Here is a 22,261-nt window from a genome sequence, read left to right as displayed (position 1 = left end):
GCGTTCATTCTCTTCTATTAATCACGCTTATATTTTTTTAACACTTCTTCTAGTCGTTTTCTTTCATCTTCTAGCGTACTTGCATCTTTTTCTACACTTGTATCTTTCTTCTCTGTTTCTTTCTCTTGTTCTTTCGGCTCTTCTTCCTTAAGCCAATCTGGCACCATTTCTTTCCGCACCGTTTTCTTCGCCGTACGGCCTTTTTTCTTCGTCTCAGCCCACTCTTGATATTGACGGTTCTCTTCTTTCGCTAACGCCATCGCGTCCGCTACTGTACCGACCTTTTTACGTGCCCAATGCCCAGCAATCTTCTCGACATACGTTTTCGCAAGTTTCATATCTGAGCGTAGCATAACGTAATAAATAAGTACATTCACAACTCCTGGTGTCAATTTTTGATTAATCATGACATCTTCAACGATCTGCAAGTCCGCTTTCGTTGCCTCTGCACCACCAGAAATCTCTTTCAATAGTTGTTTTGGCGAGATTTCCTCTAGCTGCTTTATTAACATCTCCTCTTGCGATGAAGGCTCTTTCTCTTTCATCGTACGTGCAGCATGAGGCTGTACTCTTTCACTTAATACCGGTAATGCTTGACCATTTTCAAATTGATACCAATCGCGCGCTCCTTTTCTAAGCCTTTCCGTATCAATTGTTTGCATCTCTGTCACTGCACCAAGAACGATATTTTGCATCGATAACACATCTACACCATACACGTAAGCAAGTGTTATAACGCAGTCTCTCACTTGATCTGTAATCGCCTTTTTAGGAACAAGAGCGGACAATCCATCTACAAATAAAGAGAAATCAAAGAAATCATTCCAAACTTTCGGAGCGTCTCCCTTCTCGTTACTTGGCATAGTTGTCGTTTTTGGAATACGAAGGTCTTCTTGCGCATGCTCAAGCTGTCCTGGATTAAACGAACCAAACACATCATTGAAAGAACGCGTAACATTTTCATAAGAAGCAAAATCAAATTCTTCTTCTAAGAAATATTGCTTTACTTGATTATATTTTGTCCGGCTCAATCGATTGTATAAAAAGATACTTAAAACAATATCATCAAAAAACTGCTTCGGAGATAAAGGTGGTTGCAACTCATATATGAACATTCGAATATCTTTTTCTTTCTTAATATATACCTTCAATAGCCCAATTGCCTCTAACTTTACTCGTTCCTCATATATTTCAGGAAGTTGCATTTGCATAGTCACCATAAGGGAATGATGCGTATTCTCTTTTCCAAATACACGATCTTGCTCTAGCTCTCCCCATAGTGTCATGTATAAGCTAAAAGCTCTACTACCTATTAACGGCTGATACAACATCGTTAACACTTTTCGGTCGTAATTGTGCAGTAGCCCTTTCGCACTTACTTTATAACGATCAATCGGCAATAGCTCCATCCATGACTGTTTTTCCATTCTTGCTTTTCCTTTCTCTCATCCAATCTATCCTCTACTTCATTCGTTCTATCTTCATTATATAAATTCTTAGTGAAAAAGAGCTATTAGCTTGCGCTTCTAGCTCTCTTATCCTATTATTTACGGTATGTAAAGAGAATAAAATACAACTTCTACTCTCTTTCTTTTTGCAGTATATCTTTTAATTCTTCAATAAATACATTTAAATCTTTAAATTGACGATATACAGAAGCAAAACGTACGTAAGCAACATCATCAATATCGCGAAGTTCTTCCATGACAATTTCACCAATCATATCACTTTTCACTTCTGATATACCTAAATTACGCAGTTCACGTTCCACGCTTTGTGTTACTTCTTCTAATTGTCTTAAAGATACTGGTCTTTTTTCACACGCTTTAATTAAACCACGTAAAATCTTTTCTTTATTAAACTCTTCTCGTGTGCCTTCTTTTTTTACAACGATAAGAGGTGACTCTTCTACCCTTTCAAAGGTCGTAAAGCGACTTAAGCAGCTTTCACACTCTCTCCTTCTTCGAATAGAGCGCCCCTCGTCTACCGGACGCGAATCTAACACTCTTGTACCATTATGAGAACAGGATGGACAACGCAATACATTCACTCCTTTACACTATACTCTTTATTTTTCTCTACTCACTTCACCTAAAATATATATACAATATTATATAACTCATTCTAACTCTCTTACCACTTTAAGTTTCAGCGCATCACTTTATCATCTCATCCTTAAAAATAAGATGGTATATAGAGCACTACCTCATTTGCAAGAATCCAATTTATTCAACTAACGAGTACGTTATATTTTTCCTTTTTTATAAACTAAAAAAGAGGTGCATTATACACCTCTTTACATTTTAAATCAATTATGTTCTTTTTTAAAGAGCTTTTGTTTCTCTCTGCTTAATTTCGAAGCTACCAGTTCCTCGAGGAAGCTCGATGCTCTCACGCGTTTTCGCGTTTAAACCTTCTGCAATATATTCTGCAGCAACATTTGGATCAATACGATCCCCACAAGTATAAACATCAATACTTGCGTAACCGTGCTCCGGAAAGCTATGAATTGTTAAATGTGATTCCGAGATAATTACTACTCCACTTACACCTTGTGGTGCAAATCTATGGAAAGCAACCTCACGCACTTCAGCACCAGCTTTTAGTGCTGCATCCACAAATAATTGTTCAATATACGGCATGTCATTCAGTTTGTCGAAATCGCAATCCCAAAGTTCAGCAATCACGTGACGACCCATCGTATCCATAGTATCCATTCTACAGTTCCCCCTTGTAAATTTATTCTAACTGTTCGAATTGAAAACTAATTTGCAATTTGGCTTGCTCCACTACCACGGGGGAAAGTTAGTCCAGAGAGGTCCTAACCCTTTAAGTAGTGACTACGTACCTCAGCTCTTAAGTTTACGAGTGTTAGTATACTTTGTTTATTTTCATTTTGCAACAACAGTTTTTTCGATTTTCTGTCATATTTTCCTCTTTACTTTTCCCTAAAAAAAATAAACGATTCACAAATGCAGTAATCACAACGCTTCGTGGTATGTCCACTTTTTTAAATATACTTATATAATTTTTTTCCTTTTCAGAAAAAATTAAAAAAAGAGGGCAAATGTTGCCTTGCCCTCTCCTCCCTTATTCACTTAAATGTGTTGCACATTTTCTTGTTTCGCTAACTCTTCAACAACTAACGTTACAAGATCTACAACACGACGAGAGTAGCCCCACTCGTTATCATACCAAGCAAGTACTTTCACTTTACGATCACCCATTACCATTGTAGATAAACCATCAATAATAGCTGAGTGTGTATTTGTATTAAAGTCGATAGATACTAAAGGCTCTTCGCTGAATTCTACAATACCTTTTAACGCACCGTTTGCAACAGTTTTGAATGCATCGTTAATGGCTTCAACTGTCACATCGCGTTTTACATCTACTACTAAATCAACAAGAGACACGTTTGGTGTTGGTACACGAAGTGCCATACCATGAAGTTTTCCGTTTAAATGTGGAAGAACTTTTGCTAGCGCTTTCGCAGCACCTGTCGTTGTCGGAATGATTGATTGTCCGCAAGCACGTGCTCTTCTTAAATCTTTATGTGGGTTATCAATATTTTTTTGGTCATTTGTATAGGCGTGAACTGTCGTCATTAAACCGTTTTCAATTCCAAACTGCTCATCTAACACCTTCACAACAGGCGCTAAACAGTTTGTTGTACAAGATGCATTTGAAATAACAGTATGTTTTGTAATATCTAATTGGTCTTCGTTCACACCAACTACAATTGTTACATCTTCATTTTTACCAGGCGCTGTTAAAATTACTTTTTTCGCTCCAGCTTCAACGTGAAGAATTGCTTTTTCTTTTGAATTAAATTTACCAGTTGCTTCAATTACAACTTCAACACCTAAATCTGTCCAAGGCAATTCCTTTGGATCGCGGTTGTTTAAAAGGCGAATCATTTTCCCATCAACTAATAAGTGATCTTCAAATGCTTCTACTGTTCCGTCAAACTTGCCATGAACTGTATCATATTTAATTAAGTGTGCTAACGTTTCAGATGGATAGCTTGCATTGATTGCTACAATTTCGAATGCGCTTTCTTTTATTGCTTGACGAAATACCATTCTCCCAATACGTCCAAATCCATTAATTGCCACACGAGTCATAATATGTTATCCCCCTTGAATGCGTTATACTATTTATCTCCAATCCCAATAATAGTATAACACAAAAAGGGGATATGTCACTAAGCATTTTCATTAATTTCACAATTTTTTAGTCAATAATGTTCCACTTCTTTAAAATTACCTGCAATTGTGTTTTCGTTCCCATAATTGTGCCATCATTATTTATCACTTCATCTGCATTTTTCACTTTTTCTTCTAACGGCATTTGAGATTGAATACGAGCTGTTGCTTCTTCTTCTGAAAAGTTATTTCGTTTCATTAAACGTTCTAATTGCGTATGCGGCTTAACCGCTACAACTAAAATTCGGTCAACGAGACTTGTTAATTTGCTTTCAAATAAGAGAGGAATATCTAACACAACCGCTTGCATACCTTCTTTTATGTACATTTCCTTTTGCCTATTCATTTCCTCACGCACTGCAGGATGAACAATTTTATTTAACTCCAATCGTTTTTCTTCATTATAGAAAACGACACTTCCTAGTTTTGGACGATCTAGTTCTCCATCTTCTTGTAACACTTCCGTTCCAAATACTTCTACTATTTTGTTATATGCTGGTTTTCCTCGCTCTACAACTTCTCGTGCAATAATATCTGCATCAATAACTGGTATGCTCAGTTCACGAAACATTTGAGACACTGTACTTTTTCCACTTGCAATGCCTCCTGTTAATCCAATTACTACTGTCATCATAATCCTCCTCATAATAAAAGGCGCGAAACTAATGTTCCACGCCCATACTTACATTTTCCAAATTCCAATAATAATGAGTAATACTCCAGGCAGGAATGTAAATTTTTGTAACCACTTCATATTCGATAAAACCGTTCCAAGTTTCATTCCAATAAATAAAAACAAAGAACTCATAATTGCAACTAATATCGCCATCATAGCGGGTACATACCCTAATAAAGATGCACCAATTCCGGCACCAAATGAGTCTACAGAAAGAGCGATACCAAGAAGCAATGCTTCTCCTGCAGAAATGGTTCCTGATTTATCAAAATCTGCTACAGTCGGTTTCCGTAAAATTTGAATCACTAGCCCTAGCGAGGCAATCTCTAATTTCCAGACCTTCTCCTCTTGCTTCGGTTCTTCTTTTTTCTCACTTCGAAAAAATTGATATAATACCCAAATCCCTATTCCAATAAGAACAAGCCCACCGATACGCGTTGCGATAACAGGTGAAAATACTTTCGCGATCATATGTCCAATTCCCATTGAAACAAGCATAACAGCCGCTGAACACATTCCGATAATTATAATTGATCTTAGTGGAATTCTTACGCTTCTTAAACCATATGTTAGCCCTACACTACAGCTATCCAAGCTTAATGTAAAAGCTAATAAAATAAGAGATAAATAAAGGTACATCGGTAAGCTCCTCCCTTATACATAGCTCTGCTGTATGTATATGACAAATGCCTATCCGATGTTATCTCTTTTCTATATTCTAGGCTGACAAATTGGGCAGTAATGCGTTCCTCGCCCGCCAACAACTGTTTTTTCTAATATCGTGCCACAAGTTACGCACGGCTCTCCTTTTTTCCCATATACATTTAGGAGTTCTTGGAACGAACCAATTTGCCCTTGTGAGTTGATATACGTCCGAATTGTACTTCCGCCACGCTTTACTGCTTCGCCTAGCGTTGTAACGGTAGCCTCATAAATTCGCTCAATTTCTTCTACTGTTAAAGACGAAGCTTCTCGTTCCGGATGAATTTGAGAACGGAATAAAACTTCATCTACATATATATTTCCAAGCCCTACTAAAAGACGCTGATCCAGTAGCACAACTTTTATTTTACGATTTGTCTTTTGTAATCTTTCTTGTAAATACTGCGGTGTCATTTCAGGATCAAATGGCTCCGGACCTAAGTCCGCAAGAGGCATTTGGTTCATTTCTTCACCTTTCTTAAAGAGATGCATCGTACCAAACTTTCTCACATCTTTATAATGTAATTCCGTTCCATCTGTAAATAAGAAACGGACGTGCGTATGTTTATCAATCGGCTCATCCTCTTGATGTAGTAAAAACTTACCTTCCATACGCAAATGTGAAACAATAACATAATTCGTTACATATAAAAGCAAAAACTTTCCTCTTCGCTTTATATTTTCAATCTTCTCGCCTTTTAGCATTTCTTTAAAGATTTCTGCATCATCCGGTCGTTTCACTATTTTTGGATAAGTAACAATAACATCTTCAATCGTTTTTCCTGTTACAAGATTTTCAAGTGTCCGTCTGACGTTTTCAACCTCTGGTAATTCAGGCATTTCATCACTTCCTTATTTTGCGTCGTACCAAGTTGGACCGTAAGAATAATCAACTTTCAGCGGAACTGCAAGTTCAATTGCATGCTCCATTACTTCAGGTACAAGCTTCTCTAATTTTTCAATTTCTTCTTTTGGCGCTTCAAATATCAATTCATCGTGTACTTGCAGAAGAAGACGTGCTTGTAATCCTTCTTCTTCTAAACGATCCGCCATAATAATCATCGCTTTTTTAATAATATCTGCGGCAGTACCTTGAATTGGTGTATTCATCGCTGTACGCTCAGCGAAGCTACGTAAATTGAAATTACGACTCGTAATTTCTGGAATATAACGGCGACGATTTAATAATGTAGCCACATATCCTTTTTGTTTCGCATCTTTTACGATGTCCTCCATGTATTCTTGTACACCAGGGAAACTTTCTAAATACTTTTCAATAAATTCCGCTGCTGCTTTTCTTGTAATTCCTAAGTTTTGTGAAAGACCATAATCACTAATACCATATACAATTCCGAAATTAACAGCTTTCGCTTGTCGTCTCATATTTGAAGTTACTTCATCTTTTTTAACGCCAAATACATCCATAGCTGTTTTCGTATGAATATCCATATCATGTTGGAATGCTTCAACTAGCCCTTTATCATTTGCAATATGAGCTAATACACGCAGTTCGATTTGTGAGTAATCAGCCGCATACATAATCCATCCTTCTTCTGACGGAACAAATGCCTGACGAATCTTTCTTCCTTCTTCTAATCGAATTGGGATATTTTGCAAGTTCGGATCCGTTGAACTTAATCGACCTGTTTGCGTTAACACTTGATTAAAGCGAGTATGAATTTTAGATGAATCTTCATGTACAACTTTCAGCAAACCTTCAATGTAAGTTGAATTTAGTTTCCCTAATTGACGATAATGTAAAATATTTGGAATAATTTCATGGTGATTCATAAGCTTATCTAGTACATCAGCTGACGTAGAATAACCTGTTTTCGTCTTTTTAATAACCGGCAAGTTTAAGTTCTCAAACAGAATAACACCAAGCTGCTTCGGTGAATTAATATTAAATTCTGTTCCCGCAAGCTTATAAATTTCCTGTTCCATTTCCTTTAATCTACCCGCAAGTTCTTCTCCCATATTACGAAGACGCTCTGTATCAACTTTTACACCCTTTACTTCCATATCAGCTAATACACGTGCAAGCGGCAATTCTAACTCTGTAAACAGTTCATATTGCTCATTCTTCTTTAACTCTTCAACGAATGTTTGCTTTACATCATATAATACATGCACTTTACGAGCCACATGCTCCGCTACTACCTCTAACTTTGGAACAGCACGCTTCGCACCTTTTCCGTAAACTTCTTCATCAGATTTCACAGCATGCGTTTCTTTCATTTTCGCTACAGTACGGAAGTCTTTATCCGTATCAGCTGGATCAAGTAAATAAGCAGCGATTAATAGATCAAAGTCAATCCCTTGCATATCTATCCCATTCCATTTCAGTGCAACGATTGCACGCTTCGCATCAAATGTATGCTTTCTCATTTCTCCATCTGCAAGCCACTCTTTAAAAGCATCTGACTTAAGAGCAATGTCTGTCTGAATAAAGTAACATCCATTTTCATTTTGAATACCGAAACCTTGAATGTCTGCTTTATGATAGTTATCTTCTTGTACTTCAACGATAAGCGCACTATCTTGCTGAAGCATTTCTTCTGTAACTTCTTCCACAATATCAAATGTAATATCATCTAATTCAGCTGGAGCAGTTTCTTCTGGCGTAACGCCTAATTTATTTAAAAGGGATGTAAATCCTAAACTCTCGAACATTGGAATGACATCACTTGCTTCATATCCTTTATACGCCATATCATCCACACGAACTGTAATCGGCGCATCTGTAATAATAGTTGCAAGATCCTTACTCATAAGAGCTTGTTCTTTATTTTCTTCCAGTTTTTCTTTTAATTTCTTCCCACTTACTTGATCTATATTTTCATACACCGCTTCAACCGTTCCAAACTGTGTTAACAATTTAATTGCCGTTTTTTCACCAACTCCTGGTACACCCGGTATATTATCTGACTGGTCTCCCATTAAACCTTTCATATCGATAATTTGCTTTGGTGATAAGCTGTATTTTTCAAATAAAGCTTCTTTCGTATATTCATCCACTTCTGTAATCCCTTTTCGCGGAATACATACAAGCGTGTTATCAGAAACAAGTTGAAGTAAATCTTTATCTCCTGAAATAACTTTTACACTTGCCCCTTGCTCACTCGCTTCTTTCGCTAACGTTCCCATGATGTCATCCGCTTCATAATTTTCTAATTCATAACGCGGTACATTGAACGCATCCAGCATCTCACGAATAAACGGGAACTGCTCTGATAATTCAGGTGGAGTCTTTTGACGCCCTCCTTTATACTCACTATACGTTTTATGACGGAACGTTGTTTTGCCTGCATCAAACGCCACTAACATATGAGTTGGCTTTTCTTCCTCTAATATTCTCATTAACATCATTGTAAAACCGTAAATTGCGTTCGTATGTATACCTTTGTCGTTATTTAAAAGCGGTAGTGCAAAGAATGCACGATACGCGATATTATTACCATCTACTAATACGACCTTTTTTTCCAAAATTGAAACCTCCCCATACAAATTTGAAATGATTTTTTTCACAGAAAAAAACCGTTCCTTTCCTCTCTCTATATTAACATGACTAATAGAGAGAAGAAAAATAACGGCTATTTTCTTTCATATATAAAACAGACTTATATTGGCATAAAGGGAAGTGACGAGAACAGCTTAACTATTCTCGTCCAAAATTACTCCTTGGATGAAGGGGTTTTCATGTATTATATTAACAGAGCTTTATTAATATTTAATTAAGCCATTGTTAATATATTGTAAACATCCTTCATCCTATTTTTCAGTTGCTGATTTCGGTAAAACAACTGTAAACGTTGTTCCTTCTCCAACTTCACTATCTACTGTAATCGTACCTTGATGCGCCTCAACTAAATGCTTTACGATCGACAATCCAAGGCCGGTACCACCAGTATTTCTACTTCTTGCTTTATCCACCCGGTAGAAACGTTCAAAAATACGCGGAATTTCCTCTTTACTAATACCAATTCCAGTATCCGATACTTTTATATAAGCATTATATTTATCTTCCGCTAACTCTACTGAAACAACGCCTCCAGCCGGTGTATATACGATTGCGTTATTAATTAAATTAATAAAGATTTGTTTCAAACGACTTGGATCTCCAATAACAGAGGCACGTTTTAATACATTCACTTGTAAAGAGATTTCTTTTTCTCCTGCTTTATTATCAAGCACCATATGAATATCTTCAAGCAGCCCCTTCATGTCAACGGTTCCCATATTTAATTTAAATCCTTGTTGTTCGATCTTCGACAAATCTAATAAATCTTCAATTAATCCTTGCATGCGCTCACTTTCTTTTAAAATAATGTGCAAGAAATGTTCGCAGAATTTTTTATTATCCATCGCTCCGTCTAAGAGTGTTTCTGAAAAACCTTTAATAGAAGTAATCGGTGTCTTTAATTCATGAGAAACATTCGCTAAAAAGTCTTTTCTCATTTGTTCTAATTTCTTTAACTCTGTTATGTCATGGAATACGAGAACAATCCCTTTCCATTCATGGTTTGTCCCGATAATAGGCGCTCCATATACTTCGAAATGCTTCCGTTCAATTCCAAGTGGTAATAACATTTGTTTACGCACTTTCACTTCTGTCATAAAGATTTCTTCTACAAGCTCAATAATTTCTGTATGATGAAACGATTCATAATATAAGCGATCTAAATATTCTTCATCTGTTACGTGGAAAGTTTCCTTATAAGAGCGGTTTACAAGGTTTATATATCCTCGGCTATCAATTAAAATCATTCCGCTTCCCATATTTTCAATTAACGTATGCAGACGATCTTGCTGCATTTCTTGTTCAAGTGTCATCTCTTGTAAATTTCGTGCTAAAATATTAATCGCTTTACTCAGCATTCCTATTTCATCCGAATGACTTTCGTATGCACGTGCTTTATAATTACCCTTTGCCAATTCAATTGCAACTTTCGTAACCGATTCAATTGGCCTAATATATTGCCCTGTAATTTTCATACCTAAAAATACAACTACGAGACAAGCAATGACAAATCCGATAATTAATAATCCCCACGTTTTTTGATGTACGTCTCTTAAAGGATCAATTATACTTTTCACCAAAATGTATCCTTGTTTTCCTTCTACATCTTGAACGAACACCGCATGATAAAATTCATTCTTTCGATCCGTTTCTTTCGTAATTACTTTACTTCGTTGTTTTGCCACTTCCGAAGAAAGTTCTTTAATCGTCTCTGGACTAAATGCCAATTCTTGTCCTTTTCTATATTGAACTTTCTTTTTTTCATCCAAAAATACGATAGAAGCTGGTATTTTTTCTTCTAACTTTTCAAATACGTATGGATTTTTTAAGACATTATCAAAACCTTGCTCTTCTGCTAACGTCGCAACATACTCCGTCTCTTTTACCATTCTCTCTTTAGCATGATCTATATAGTAGTTTTCAAACACAGTTTCTAGTAATAAACCTAGTCCAACTAAAATAAATACAATAAGAGAAACAAATGTAAAAAGAAGCCTGGAACGAAATTTATTCATTCCCTTTTGGCTCCTCTAATTTATATCCTAAACCACGTATCGTTTTAATGTACGTCGGTTTTTTCGTATTTTGTTCAATTTTATCGCGCAAATGGCTAATATGAACATCAACAATTCGTGTATCACCAGCAAAATCATAATTCCATACAGCACTTAATAATTGATCACGTGTCAACACGCGACTTTTATTTTTCGCAAGATACACAAGTAGTTCAAATTCTTTTGGTGTTAATTCAAGCTTTCTTCCTTGGAAATAAGCCTCATAAAACTCCGGTAAAATTTTAAGTTCTGCAATTGTGATGCTATCTTCATCTGGCGCTTCTGCAACTTGTTCTTCTTGTTGTAATTTCGTACGGCGCAAAATCGCCTTCACACGAGCAACTACTTCTCTTGGACTAAATGGCTTTGTCATATAATCATCTGCCCCAAGTTCAAGGCCTAGCACCTTATCAAACTCATCATCTTTTGCCGTTAACATTAAAATCGGCGTCATAACGCGCTGCAATCGTAATTCTTTACACACTTCCATACCATCCATTTTCGGAAGCATTAAATCTAATATAATTAAATCTGGGCGTTCTGTTGTCGCTTTTTGAAGCGCCATTTCTCCATCCATCGCTGTTATAACTTCAAACCCAGCTTGTTGTAAATTAAATTCGATTAAAGTTAAGATAAATTCCTCATCATCAACTACTAAAATACGATTGTTCATTCTTTTCCTCCAAGTTATAGACTTGAAACCTTCTTCATCCTAGTATTTTCCCCGTTATTCTCATCATACTAGAAAACAAGGTCCCTCTCAATATAATTGTCTATTCATGGATTCGGATTGTGCTATTGTTATTCCTAAAAACAATTACGTTCGCCTCAATTATGTTTTGTTATCCATACTTTATATACTTCCATATCGTTATTAAATTCTACTTCCGTATGAATATTGAGTTCTCGATTTTGCGCTAAGAGAAAAGATAAAGCATACGCTATTTTATAATCTGGTGTTTCATATCCATCAAATACTCTCCCGTACATTTCATTCACAAACCCGTCTGCCCACACTTCAGCTTCTCTTACCGTTTCAAAGATCGCGTCTTCTCTTTTCCACCTCACCTAAAAAATCACTCCTTTAATTGACTTCAATTACCGATAATAATATTATTAATCTTAATATATAAATTAATAATATTCGGAGGTCTATTATGCGACTAATACTATCCATTCTATCTTTAGCAATCACATGTATCCTTGCTTTTAACGCTCCTAGCTGGGATACGATTAAAACGGGTTGCTCAGAATTTGCTGAAGGGTTCAAAGAAGGGTTTTTCAACTAAAAATAGCGCTAGCATCCTTATTAAAGGTATGCTAGCGCTATTTTTATTTTCATCTTTTAAAAGTTATCTAATGCTTTTTCCATAATGGAAACAGATTTATAAGGTGGCGTTACTGTTAATGAACCCTTTACAACAGTTTCTCCTTTTTCATCATGAGCAGATACAAGCATATCAATTGTATGTTCCTCCTCAGAAACAGCCACAACTTCAAAGTGGATTTGTAACGTTTCATAATGGTGAACATGTTTCACGAATGTAAGGTCCTTTCTCGTAATATGACTTCCTGGACCCGGTAAATATTTCGTAACCGCCGTTGTAATCATTCCCGTTAGCATAATGCTTGGTACAATCGGCTTTTCATACGGAGTTTGGGATGCGTAATCATGCTGAATATATAATGGATTGGCATCATTCGTTAACCCTAAGTACAATAACAAATCTTTATCCTCAATTTTTTCAGTGATAGATAATTTCTCTCCTACTGTAATTTCATCCATTTTACGACCAATTTGAACTTTTTTCTTTAACATGTTACAACCCCCTCCGATTTTTTCACCTTATTATCCTACTAAAAGCGATACCTTATCCGAAATTTACTATGATGAGGGCAATGTATAGTATAAATCTACAGTTTCATTATAGGATATTACAAATGATAGCGTTTTCATATTATTTCAAAAAAACAATTCGGTAAATAGTAGAAAAAGATTCGGAATCCCGAATCTTTTTCACTACTATTCAATTATTAAACAAGAACTTTCATTACGTTACGTACAGATTCTACAGAGCGATCTAACGCTTCTTTTTCATCTGCAAGAAGTTCTAATTCAATAATTTTTTCAATTCCGTTACCACCTAGAATTACTGGTACCCCTAAGTAAAGGTCACTATAACCATACTCACCTTCAAGGTACGCAATAGCCGGTAATACACGGCGTTGATCTTTTAAGATTGCTTCTGTCATTTCAACTAAAGAAGCTGCTGGTGCGTAATATGCACTACCGTTTCCTAATAAGCCTACAATCTCACCGCCACCTTTACGTGTACGTTCTACGATTGCTTCTAAACGCTCTTTCGGAATTAACGTTTCTAACGGAATACCGCCTGCATATGAATAACGCACAAGAGGTACCATGTCGTCACCGTGTCCACCAAGAACAAATCCTGTAATATCTTTTACAGAAAGATTTAATTCTTGTGCGATGAATGTACGGAAACGAGCTGTATCTAATACACCCGATTGACCGATAACACGCTCTTTCGGGAATCCTGCTTCTTTAAATACAGAATATGTCATTGCATCAACTGGATTTGTTAACACAACAATAATTGCATTTGGTGAATGTTTTGCAATGTCGCGCGTAATACTTTTCATAATTTTAGAGTTTGTTGCTACTAAGTCATCACGGCTCATACCAGGCTTACGTGCAATACCTGCTGTAATAACGACAACGTCAGAATCAGCAGTATCTGCGTAATCAGATGTTCCAATAATGTTAGCATCAAAACCTTGTACTGGGCTCGCTTCTAACATATCTAACGCTTTCCCTTTTGTTGGATTTTCCAGTTGTGGAATGTCCACTAATACAACATCTGCCAGTTCTTTTTGTGCTAATAAGAATGCCGTTGTTGCTCCTGTAAATCCTGCACCGATGACTGAAACCTTCTTGCGTTTGATTGTCATAATTTACCCCCCGCTTTAATTATGCGTTTTTGATTATCGCTACATCCATGTTTTTAATAAGTTCATTAGCGAACTCAGAACATTTCACTTCTGTTGCACCTTCCATTAAGCGTGCGAAATCATAAGTTACTACTTTTGAAGCAATTGTTTTCTCAACAGAAGCAGTTACTAATTTCGCAGCTTCGTTCCATCCTAAGTGTTCTAATAATAATACACCTGAAAGAAGAACAGAAGATGGGTTTACTTTATCTAAACCTGCATATTTTGGAGCTGTACCGTGTGTAGCTTCAAAGATAGCATGTCCAGTCACATAGTTAATGTTTGCACCAGGTGCAATACCAATTCCACCTACTTGTGCAGCAAGTGCATCAGAGATATAGTCACCATTTAAGTTCATTGTTGCAACAACATCGAACTCACGTGGACGAGTTAAAATTTGTTGTAAGAAGATGTCTGCAATAGAATCTTTTACGATGATTTTTCCAGCCACTTCAGCGTCTGCCATCGCTTTATTCGCTGCATCTTTACCATCTTTTTCAACGATACGATCGTATTCAGCCCAAGTAAATACTTTGTCGCCGAATTCTTGTTCCGCTACTTCGTAACCCCAGTTTTTGAAAGCACCTTCTGTAAATTTCATAATGTTTCCTTTATGAACTAATGTAACAGAAGAGCGTTTTTCGTTAATTGCATATTGAATTGCAGCACGAACAAGACGCTTTGTCCCTTCTTCTGAAATCGGCTTAATACCAATACCAGATGTTTCTGGGAAGCGGATTTTATTAACACCCATTGCTTCTTTTAAGAAAGCAAGAACTTTTTCTGCTTCTGGAGATCCTTGTGCATATTCAATTCCAGCATAAATGTCTTCTGTATTTTCACGGAAAATAACCATATCAGTATCTTCCGGACGTTTTACAGGTGAAGGAACACCTTCAAAATAACGAACTGGACGTAGACATACATATAAATCTAATTCTTGACGAAGTGCTACGTTTAGAGAACGAATACCACCGCCAACTGGAGTTGTAAGTGGACCTTTAATCGCGATTAAATATTCACGAATTAAGTTTAAAGTTTCTTCTGGTAACCACTCGCCTGTTTGGTTGAATGCTTTTTCCCCTGCAAGCACTTCTTTCCAAACGATTTTCTTCTCACCATCATAAGCTTTTTCAACTGCTGCTTCTAGTACGCGAGATGCAGCCGCCCAAATATCAGGACCAATTCCATCTCCCTCGATAAATGGAATAATCGGATTGTTTGGTACATTCATAACACCATTAGTTACAGTAATTTTTTCACCTGTCGTCAATGTGATAACCCCCATGTTTGAAATTTCATATGTATGAAACTGAGGGAATAACCCCTCAGTTCAAACCGTTAGTCAAATTAAAATATTCTAATCATTACATCTTTCCGAAAAAATCAGACTTTTGAAAGCGTATTTTCACTATCAAAATAGTGTTATTCGCTTATCGTTGTGCAATTGGAACATACACTTGATGCGTTGGTCCATTATAATCAGCACGCGGACGAATTAAACGGTTGTTTTCATATTGTTCTAGAATATGAGCTAACCAGCCTGACATACGGCTAATTGCAAAAATAGGTGTAAATAAGTCATGGTCAATTCCTAAACAATGGTATACAGAAGCTGAATAGAAATCAACATTTGGTGGAAGACCTTTTTCTTTTGTTACAATGTCTTCAATTTTGATAGACATATTATACCATTTCTCTTCTCCTAAAAGCACGCATAATCTCTTAGACATTTCACGTAAGTGTTTTGCACGTGGATCACCCTGCTCATACACACGGTGGCCAAAGCCCATGATTTTCACTTTATTTTGAAGAGCATTATGAATATATGACTCTACATTTTCTTCTTCACCAATCTCAGTTAACATCTTCATTACATTTTCATTTGCCCCACCGTGAAGAGGACCTTTTAATGCACCGATTGCTGCTGTAATACCAGAATATACATCTGAAAGTGTAGCTACGCAAACACGTGCAGTAAATGTAGAAGCGTTTAACTCATGATCTGCATGAAGTACAAGCGCCTTATCAAAAGCTTCAATTTCAACTTCATTTGGCTCGCGATCATTTAACATGTACAAGAAGTTTGCAGCTAATGATAAATCCTTTCTTGGCTCAACAACATCTAAACCTTTACGGATTCTCGCGTAAGCAGCAACTAAAGTTCCGACTTGCGCCTGTAATTTAACCGCTTTCAAATAATTGGACTTTTCATCCATAATTTCAGCGCTCTCATCGTATAATGATAGCATGGAAATTGCAGTTCGTAAAACAGACATCGGATGTGCAATTTTTAAATCTACTTGTTTCAAATATGTTAAAATCTCACCTGGAACTTTATAGTATTCAGATACAATTTCATTAAATTCCGCTAGTTCTTTTTCATTAGGAAGCTTGCGGTGCCATAATAAGTACACTACTTCTTCAAACGTAGCATTCTCAGCTAAATCATCAATATTATACCCAACATAAGTTAATGTATCATCAATAATAGAGCTCACAGATGATGTTGTTGCTACTACCCCTTCTAAACCTCGAATAACAGTCATGACATTCTCTCCTTTTCCTGAAAATTCTCCCAATCTTGCTCCTTATATCTATTTGCTCCCCTTATGAATTATGAACGCCCGTTCACTCTTTAGGCAAGCAAAATGCACGATCATGCAAATTTGTTGCGATGTTCCCCTCTTATTGTCCATTGTTTACATGGAAAGCATGAGCGTGAATGTCTCCCCGAATCCTCACGCTCAAAACAACAAGTTAGTGAGGAAAATACATTCCGAAGAGTTTTATGATAAAAACAACATAAAACAATATCATTATAAAATTGTTTTATGTTGTTTTTATTTTATCTGGTGTAAAGTCTCTGCTGTTATGTAACTTTTCAAAGTTTCTAATCCTATTATAAACAATTATCTGACTTTTGTGAACAGAAAGAATTCAAAAATTTTATATTACTATAAAATTCCTTATTTAAACATCTGTATAATACTCATAACCGCATAGGCAATTCCAGCCCCAATTAACGGACCAACAGCAACCCCATTAAATAGCGCAACCGCTATAATTGTCCCAAAAACAAGCGCAGTTGTAATGTGAGGATCCGTCGTCAACAATTGTACGCCGCCTTTCGCTAACAAAGCGACCGCTACACCTGAAGCTAAAGCAATCCACGCATAATAAGATTTCGCCGCTTCTCCAAGTTGTTTAAAACCTATTTCCCCTGTCGCAATCGGTACGAGCACCGCTATTGTAATGACCGTTACACCTAGGTTAATTCCTTTCGTTTGTAAATAAGGAAAGACCTTATCTCCTAAAAACGTAAACTTCAATAAAAATAACACACCAATAGCTACAGTAAGCGATTGGTTTTTAGCAATAAGTCCTATAATAAGTAGTATGAATAAAAATAACGTTGACTGACTAATCATGTTTGCACTTCCTTTCTGAAAATAATGAACTCATTTCCAAACAAAAATACCTTTAAACCTATCGTTATACATGCTATATCGATGCCTATTCAACATGAATCACTTCATTTTTTATGTATTTTAAAATGACAAACTGAGACTTTCACCATCAAAATTTAAGCATGTATACATTTTAAAAAACGGGCGTCTCTTCTTTCTTTTCTAATTAGAAACAGGTAAAATAAAAAGAAGAGAAAATGAAGTTTTTACCATATAGTAGAAGCATCAACACCAAGCTTTCACAGTCACTCATATACTGAAAAAGCAGGAAAAATCCATCATTCCACTATAACATAAAGTGAAACTTTAATCAGTGGGGCATTTTCCACTGATTATTAGCCTTCACCAATCGGGCTTTTACGGGCAGTTTATCTCCAGCTAACTCCTTTGATCCAGCCGCACTTCGGGTAGGAGATTTACTGCCCGTTAATGCGGGGTAAAGTGAAACTTTAATCAGTGGAGCACACTCGTTATAAGTTGAACGAATTAGGATAATCCAAATTGGAATGGGAGGTATACATCTTTGAACCGAAACTTACTATATATGATATTGCGACTCATATTTGTCATTGTAGCAACGGTAGCTGGGTTCTATGTATTACTATACATGTCAGGGCTTATCTATCCTTTTATTATCGCTTTTGCATTTGCTTATTTGATTAATCCTGTCGTCAATTTCCTTAATCAAAAACTACAATTTCCTCGCGCACTAGCAGTACTCGTTAGCTTAATTCTCGTATTTGGAGCTATCGTTGGACTTGTTACATATCTTGTGACTGAAGCAATATCTGCCACAACATACTTACTACAACTTGTTACAGTAAAGTTTCCAGATATCGTTACATTCGCTCAGCAATTTGCACTTAATCATATTATGCCTCTCTACGATGATTTAATCTCTAAATTTAATCATCTTGGAGAACCACAGCGCTATACAATTACACAAAACATTCAAAACTTAGGAACAGAAGCAACAACACAAATGAAAGAACTTTTAACCGCCATTATAAGCGGGTTAACGAATTTCATTAGTGCACTGCCAACAACTTTAACTGTTCTTGTATTCATTTTATTAGCCACTTTCTTCATTAGTTACGATTGGCACCGTCTTGCTCAGAAAGCAAGAAAATTGCTACCGAATCGTGTACATGGCTATGGAAAAACTATTTTTGTCGACTTAAGAAAAGCTTTGTTTGGTTTTGTGAAAGCACAACTTACACTCGTATCTATGACAACCGTCATTGTACTAATCGGACTTTTAATATTACGCGTACCATACGCCATTACTATTGCGATTATTACAGGAGTTGTAGATTTACTACCATACTTAGGAACAGGCGCAGTCTTCGTTCCATGGGTTATATACGTATTTTTCACTGGCGATACCGCATTCGCCATTGGTCTTCTCATTTTATACATCGTCGTGATTGTCCAAAGACAAATTATGGAGCCGAAAGTACTTTCATCTAACATCGGTCTCGATCCATTAGCAACACTCGTCGCTCTATTTGTCGGCTTTAAACTTTTTGGCTTTTTAGGATTAATCATCGGCCCAGTCACCTTAGTACTACTTAATACATTACACAAAGCTAATGTCTTCCATGACTTGTGGAAATATATTAAAGGTTCACCTTCAAAATAATAGTTTCTAATTCATACACAACAAAAAACTTACATGTAATCAGTGGGAATTTCCCACTGATTATTCCTTGTACTTATTTTTCATACTCATTACATAAAACAAGAGAATTGCACTCAAAAAAGATAATTCTCTTGTTTTTTTGCATGAAAAACGCATATTTCGTGGTGTTTTTACATATTTATTCTATTTATTTTATAATTATCATTTACATTTATTACTTTTTATGTAAATGAATAAATATACAAAATAGCATAAAACAAGACTTCAACTAACAATCTCCGCCTTTTTATATGAATTTTTTACACCAATCGTTCCTTTATATGAGAAAGCAAAAATTTAATTCAGCAGCGTTCCCTCCATCTTATTCATCTAAATTAATAGCACTAAAAAATCACAAGTTTAATCGAAGTACACACAAGAATTCAAACGAAAATTATATAGCACATATAATAAGCGAACGTTTTGTTCATCCCCACTCATCATTCGCCCCACACCAGACACTTACGAGCAGCCCAGCTTTGAGATAGAAATTCCACCCCACAAATAGCGCGGCAAAGCAAAGCTTCAACCAGAAAGTTCCTCTCCTCTTACAACACAAAAAATAGCACTTAGATTTCTACAATCTAAGTGCTATTTCTGAATAATAATAGTAGAGTTCTTTCTAAATTTCCATTCCATCCACTTCATAACAAACGGCTTCAATAAAGCTCTCGTAATAGGGATCACGCAGATAAACCCTAGCACATCTGTCACATACCCAGGAAGCACTAAGAGAATACCTCCTACAAATACAAAAATACCATCTAGTACCGCCTCACCTGGCATTTCCCCTCTATTCAACTTAGATTGAATCTCTCCAAGCACTTTAAACCCTTGTCTTTTCGCCAAATACACACCTACAACACCTGTAAATACAATCATAGCGAACGTAGACCATAAACCTATTACATGACTTGATCCAATTAAGACCGTAATCTCAATCGCCGGTATTAAAATAAACAAGAATAGTAACCACTTCATAGTTCTACACCTCTCTCACAACTCACTTTTAACGTCCTCACAACGCCTATATACATCATATGAAATATAGATACTCTTTCATATTAAAACACATAACAAACAGCTTTTAAAAGCAATTCTAGGCGCTTTAAGCTAATTCTATCTCGTTTTTGTGTAAAAAAAAGAGAAGGACTCCGATCCTTCTCTCCGTATTACTTATAGCACTTCCGCATGTCCATTATAAACAATTCCGCGTGCTGCATCAACTGTTACTTCTTGGCCATTTTTTAAAGTTGCTGTTACGCAGTTTACACCAACGATAACAGGAATACCGATTGATACGCCTACAACAGCTGCATGGCTTGTTAAGCCACCTTCTTCTACAACTAAAGCCGCAGCTTTTTCGATTGCAGGAATCATATCTTTATCAGTGCTTGTTGTAACAAGGATATCACCTTCGTTTACGTTCGCTACAGCTTCAGCAGCTGTTTTTGCTACAACTACTTTACCTTTTGCAGCTTTACGACCAATTCCTTGTCCTTTAGCAATTTCTTCACCAACAACGTGGATTTTCATTAAGTTTGTTGTACCAGTTTCAGCAACTGGTACACCCGCAGTAATCACTACAGTATCTCCAAGTCCAATTAGACCCGCATCCATGCCTGTTTGAATTGCTGTATCTAACATTTCGTCAGTTGAAGCTGCGCGCTTCTCAGCCATAAATGCTTGTACACCCCAAACAAGTGCAAGACGACGTCCTACTTGCTCGTCAGATGTTACAGCTACGATTGGAGATTTTGGACGGTATTTAGAGATCATTTTCGCAGTATATCCACTTTCTGTTGGAGCTACGATTGCAGCTACATCAAGAGCAAGTGCTGTATGCGCAACAGATTGGCTAATTGCATCTGTAATTGTTGGAGTGAACTCTTTAATACGTTTTTTGAACATATCTTCATATTGTAATGATTTTTCAACACGTACCGCAATGTTAGCCATCATTGTTACTGCTTCTACCGGATATTGTCCAGCAGCTGTTTCACCTGAAAGCATGATTGCATCTGTACCATCGAAGATTGCGTTAGCTACGTCACTTGCTTCCGCACGAGTTGGACGTGGGTTACGTTGCATAGAATCTAACATTTGTGTTGCAGTAATAACCGGTTTACCTAACACGTTACATTTTTTAATTAGACGTTTTTGTACTAACGGTACTTCTTCTGGTGGAATTTCTACACCCATATCACCACGAGCTACCATTAAACCGTCAGAAACTTCTAAGATTGAATCGATGTTGTCGATACCTTCTTGGTTTTCGATTTTTGGTACGATTTGGATGTATTGAGCGTTATGCTCTTCTAATAATTCACGGATTTCTAATACGTCAGACGCTTTACGTACGAATGAAGCTGCAATGAAATCAACTTTTTGCTCGATACCGAAGATGATATCTTTTACGTCTTTTTCAGTGATACCAGGAAGCTTAATGCTTACGTTTGGTACGTTAACACCTTTTTTATTTTTTACAGTTCCGCTGTTAAGAACTTTTGTACGGATGTTTCCATCAGCTTTTTCGATTACTTCTAGTTCGATAAGACCGTCATCGATTAGAATACGAGAACCTGGGTCTACATCGTCATAAAGACCAGCATAAGATACAGAGAACTTCTCTGCAGTACCTAATACTTGCTCAGTAGAAAGAACTACCTCTGCACCTGTTACAAGCTCAGCTTGTCCGTCTACGAAGTCGTGAGTACGGATTTCTGGACCTTTTGTATCAAGTAAGATACCAACTGTTTTACCAGTTTTCTTTGAAGCTTCACGAATGTTTTTAATACGAGCTCCGTGCTCTTCATGGCTACCATGAGAGAAGTTTAAACGAGCAACGTTCATACCTGCTTCGATTAATTGCTCTAATTTTTCAATACTTTCACTAGCAGGACCTATAGTACATACAATTTTAGTTTTACGCATATTG

At 36.6% G+C, this 22,261-nt stretch carries 20 protein-coding genes; 2 read left to right on the top strand and 18 right to left on the bottom strand.

The window, feature by feature from the left end:
• Window positions 1-17 precede the first annotated feature (17 nt).
• The 11 genes from QCI79_RS18820 to QCI79_RS18770 all read right to left on the bottom strand — a co-directional run bounded on the left by QCI79_RS18820 (window position 18) and on the right by QCI79_RS18770 (window position 12,228).
• Window positions 18-1,427 carry a replication initiation and membrane attachment family protein gene (locus tag QCI79_RS18820; protein WP_000415029.1) on the bottom strand — a complete coding sequence of 470 codons (1,410 nt, stop codon included), beginning with the start codon at window positions 1,425-1,427 and terminating at the stop codon, window positions 18-20.
• Between the two features lie 152 nt (window positions 1,428-1,579).
• Complete coding sequence (nrdR, locus tag QCI79_RS18815; RefSeq protein WP_001203687.1) at window positions 1,580-2,041, bottom strand: transcriptional regulator NrdR; 462 nt, start codon at window positions 2,039-2,041, stop codon at window positions 1,580-1,582.
• A 283-nt stretch (window positions 2,042-2,324) separates the two neighbouring features.
• Complete coding sequence (gene speD, locus QCI79_RS18810) at window positions 2,325-2,708, bottom strand: adenosylmethionine decarboxylase (protein WP_023901171.1); 384 nt, start codon at window positions 2,706-2,708, stop codon at window positions 2,325-2,327.
• Between the two features lie 390 nt (window positions 2,709-3,098).
• Complete coding sequence (locus QCI79_RS18805) at window positions 3,099-4,127, bottom strand: glyceraldehyde-3-phosphate dehydrogenase (protein WP_000198974.1); 1,029 nt, start codon at window positions 4,125-4,127, stop codon at window positions 3,099-3,101.
• 109 nt (window positions 4,128-4,236) lie between these two features.
• On the bottom strand, window positions 4,237-4,839 hold the full coding sequence (gene coaE, locus QCI79_RS18800) for a dephospho-CoA kinase (RefSeq protein WP_000219309.1): 603 nt from the start codon (window positions 4,837-4,839) through the stop codon (window positions 4,237-4,239).
• A 51-nt stretch (window positions 4,840-4,890) separates the two neighbouring features.
• A complete protein-coding gene (gene ytaF, locus QCI79_RS18795) occupies window positions 4,891-5,523 on the bottom strand; it encodes a sporulation membrane protein YtaF (protein ID WP_000281745.1) in 633 nt (210 codons plus the stop codon).
• Window positions 5,524-5,595: 72 nt separating this feature from the next.
• Complete coding sequence (gene mutM / locus QCI79_RS18790; protein WP_001114479.1) at window positions 5,596-6,426, bottom strand: DNA-formamidopyrimidine glycosylase; 831 nt, start codon at window positions 6,424-6,426, stop codon at window positions 5,596-5,598.
• Window positions 6,427-6,438: 12 nt separating this feature from the next.
• Window positions 6,439-9,072, bottom strand: a complete 2,634-nt coding sequence (gene polA, locus QCI79_RS18785; RefSeq protein ID WP_000412807.1) for a DNA polymerase I — start codon at window positions 9,070-9,072, stop codon at window positions 6,439-6,441.
• A gap of 285 nt (window positions 9,073-9,357) precedes the next feature.
• Entirely contained in the window at window positions 9,358-11,121 is a 1,764-nt protein-coding gene (gene phoR / locus QCI79_RS18780; RefSeq protein ID WP_021728739.1) for a sensory box histidine kinase PhoR, read from the bottom strand.
• The gene (gene phoP / locus QCI79_RS18775; RefSeq protein WP_001065220.1) at window positions 11,114-11,833 is read right to left on the bottom strand and encodes a two-component system response regulator PhoP; all 720 of its coding nucleotides are present in this window, start codon (window positions 11,831-11,833) and stop codon (window positions 11,114-11,116) included. The genes phoR and phoP overlap by 8 nt, the downstream gene beginning before the upstream one ends.
• A gap of 155 nt (window positions 11,834-11,988) precedes the next feature.
• Window positions 11,989-12,228 carry a hypothetical protein gene (locus tag QCI79_RS18770; protein ID WP_001267373.1) on the bottom strand — a complete coding sequence of 80 codons (240 nt, stop codon included), beginning with the start codon at window positions 12,226-12,228 and terminating at the stop codon, window positions 11,989-11,991.
• 89 nt (window positions 12,229-12,317) lie between these two features.
• Here QCI79_RS18770 and QCI79_RS18765 point away from each other — a divergent pair, with 89 nt between their 5' ends.
• On the top strand, window positions 12,318-12,449 hold the full coding sequence (locus QCI79_RS18765) for a hypothetical protein (RefSeq protein WP_001237020.1): 132 nt from the start codon (window positions 12,318-12,320) through the stop codon (window positions 12,447-12,449).
• Between the two features lie 56 nt (window positions 12,450-12,505).
• Here QCI79_RS18765 and QCI79_RS18760 read toward each other — a convergent pair whose 3' ends face one another.
• The 5 genes from QCI79_RS18760 to QCI79_RS18740 all read right to left on the bottom strand — a co-directional run bounded on the left by QCI79_RS18760 (window position 12,506) and on the right by QCI79_RS18740 (window position 17,603).
• Window positions 12,506-12,979 carry a MaoC family dehydratase gene (locus QCI79_RS18760; RefSeq protein WP_000914181.1) on the bottom strand — a complete coding sequence of 158 codons (474 nt, stop codon included), beginning with the start codon at window positions 12,977-12,979 and terminating at the stop codon, window positions 12,506-12,508.
• Window positions 12,980-13,194: 215 nt separating this feature from the next.
• The gene (gene mdh / locus QCI79_RS18755; RefSeq protein WP_000153232.1) at window positions 13,195-14,133 is read right to left on the bottom strand and encodes a malate dehydrogenase; all 939 of its coding nucleotides are present in this window, start codon (window positions 14,131-14,133) and stop codon (window positions 13,195-13,197) included.
• 19 nt (window positions 14,134-14,152) lie between these two features.
• Window positions 14,153-15,445: an NADP-dependent isocitrate dehydrogenase gene (gene icd, locus QCI79_RS18750; RefSeq protein ID WP_000206898.1), complete on the bottom strand. Its 1,293-nt coding sequence runs from the start codon at window positions 15,443-15,445 to the stop codon at window positions 14,153-14,155.
• Window positions 15,446-15,605: 160 nt separating this feature from the next.
• Window positions 15,606-16,754 (bottom strand): citrate synthase, encoded by a 1,149-nt coding sequence (citZ, locus tag QCI79_RS18745; RefSeq protein WP_002101388.1) that lies wholly within the window; start codon window positions 16,752-16,754, stop codon window positions 15,606-15,608.
• Window positions 16,755-17,141: 387 nt separating this feature from the next.
• Window positions 17,142-17,603, bottom strand: a complete 462-nt coding sequence (locus QCI79_RS18740) for a DUF441 domain-containing protein (RefSeq protein WP_000625507.1) — start codon at window positions 17,601-17,603, stop codon at window positions 17,142-17,144.
• Window positions 17,604-18,165: 562 nt separating this feature from the next.
• On the opposite strand from QCI79_RS18740, the gene ytvI reads away from it, so the two are divergent.
• Complete coding sequence (gene ytvI / locus QCI79_RS18735) at window positions 18,166-19,284, top strand: sporulation integral membrane protein YtvI (protein WP_001081388.1); 1,119 nt, start codon at window positions 18,166-18,168, stop codon at window positions 19,282-19,284.
• 630 nt (window positions 19,285-19,914) lie between these two features.
• Here the strand turns inward: ytvI and QCI79_RS18730 are convergent.
• Both QCI79_RS18730 and pyk read right to left on the bottom strand, forming a co-directional pair.
• Complete coding sequence (locus tag QCI79_RS18730; protein ID WP_000871630.1) at window positions 19,915-20,304, bottom strand: FxsA family protein; 390 nt, start codon at window positions 20,302-20,304, stop codon at window positions 19,915-19,917.
• A gap of 195 nt (window positions 20,305-20,499) precedes the next feature.
• A complete protein-coding gene (gene pyk / locus QCI79_RS18725) occupies window positions 20,500-22,257 on the bottom strand; it encodes a pyruvate kinase (protein ID WP_001232671.1) in 1,758 nt (585 codons plus the stop codon).
• Window positions 22,258-22,261: the final 4 nt, after the last annotated feature.

The organism is Bacillus cereus group sp. MG1 (assembly GCF_040460035.1).
Classification (GTDB): domain Bacteria; phylum Bacillota; class Bacilli; order Bacillales; family Bacillaceae_G; genus Bacillus_A; species Bacillus_A cereus.
The sequence above is the reverse complement of the archived record's forward strand: the minus strand, read 5'-3'. Positions and strand labels throughout refer to the sequence as shown.

Bases quoted from the DNA above. Each gene is read 5' to 3' on its own strand.
- QCI79_RS18820 (WP_000415029.1), bottom strand. From the start codon at position 1,427: ATGGAAAAACAGTCATGGATGGAGCTATTGCCGATTGATCGTTATAAA.
- speD (WP_023901171.1), bottom strand. From the start codon at position 2,708: ATGGATACGATGGGTCGTCACGTGATTGCTGAACTTTGGGATTGCGAT.
- QCI79_RS18805 (WP_000198974.1), bottom strand. From the start codon at position 4,127: ATGACTCGTGTGGCAATTAATGGATTTGGACGTATTGGGAGAATGGTA.
- coaE (WP_000219309.1), bottom strand. From the start codon at position 4,839: ATGACAGTAGTAATTGGATTAACAGGAGGCATTGCAAGTGGAAAAAGT.
- ytaF (WP_000281745.1), bottom strand. From the start codon at position 5,523: ATGTACCTTTATTTATCTCTTATTTTATTAGCTTTTACATTAAGCTTG.
- mutM (WP_001114479.1), bottom strand. From the start codon at position 6,426: ATGCCTGAATTACCAGAGGTTGAAAACGTCAGACGGACACTTGAAAAT.
- phoR (WP_021728739.1), bottom strand. From the start codon at position 11,121: ATGAATAAATTTCGTTCCAGGCTTCTTTTTACATTTGTTTCTCTTATT.
- phoP (WP_001065220.1), bottom strand. From the start codon at position 11,833: ATGAACAATCGTATTTTAGTAGTTGATGATGAGGAATTTATCTTAACT.
- QCI79_RS18765 (WP_001237020.1), top strand. From the start codon at position 12,318: ATGCGACTAATACTATCCATTCTATCTTTAGCAATCACATGTATCCTT.
- QCI79_RS18760 (WP_000914181.1), bottom strand. From the start codon at position 12,979: ATGTTAAAGAAAAAAGTTCAAATTGGTCGTAAAATGGATGAAATTACA.
- mdh (WP_000153232.1), bottom strand. From the start codon at position 14,133: ATGACAATCAAACGCAAGAAGGTTTCAGTCATCGGTGCAGGATTTACA.
- QCI79_RS18740 (WP_000625507.1), bottom strand. From the start codon at position 17,603: ATGATTAGTCAGTCAACGTTATTTTTATTCATACTACTTATTATAGGA.
- QCI79_RS18730 (WP_000871630.1), bottom strand. From the start codon at position 20,304: ATGAAGTGGTTACTATTCTTGTTTATTTTAATACCGGCGATTGAGATT.
- pyk (WP_001232671.1), bottom strand. From the start codon at position 22,257: ATGCGTAAAACTAAAATTGTATGTACTATAGGTCCTGCTAGTGAAAGT.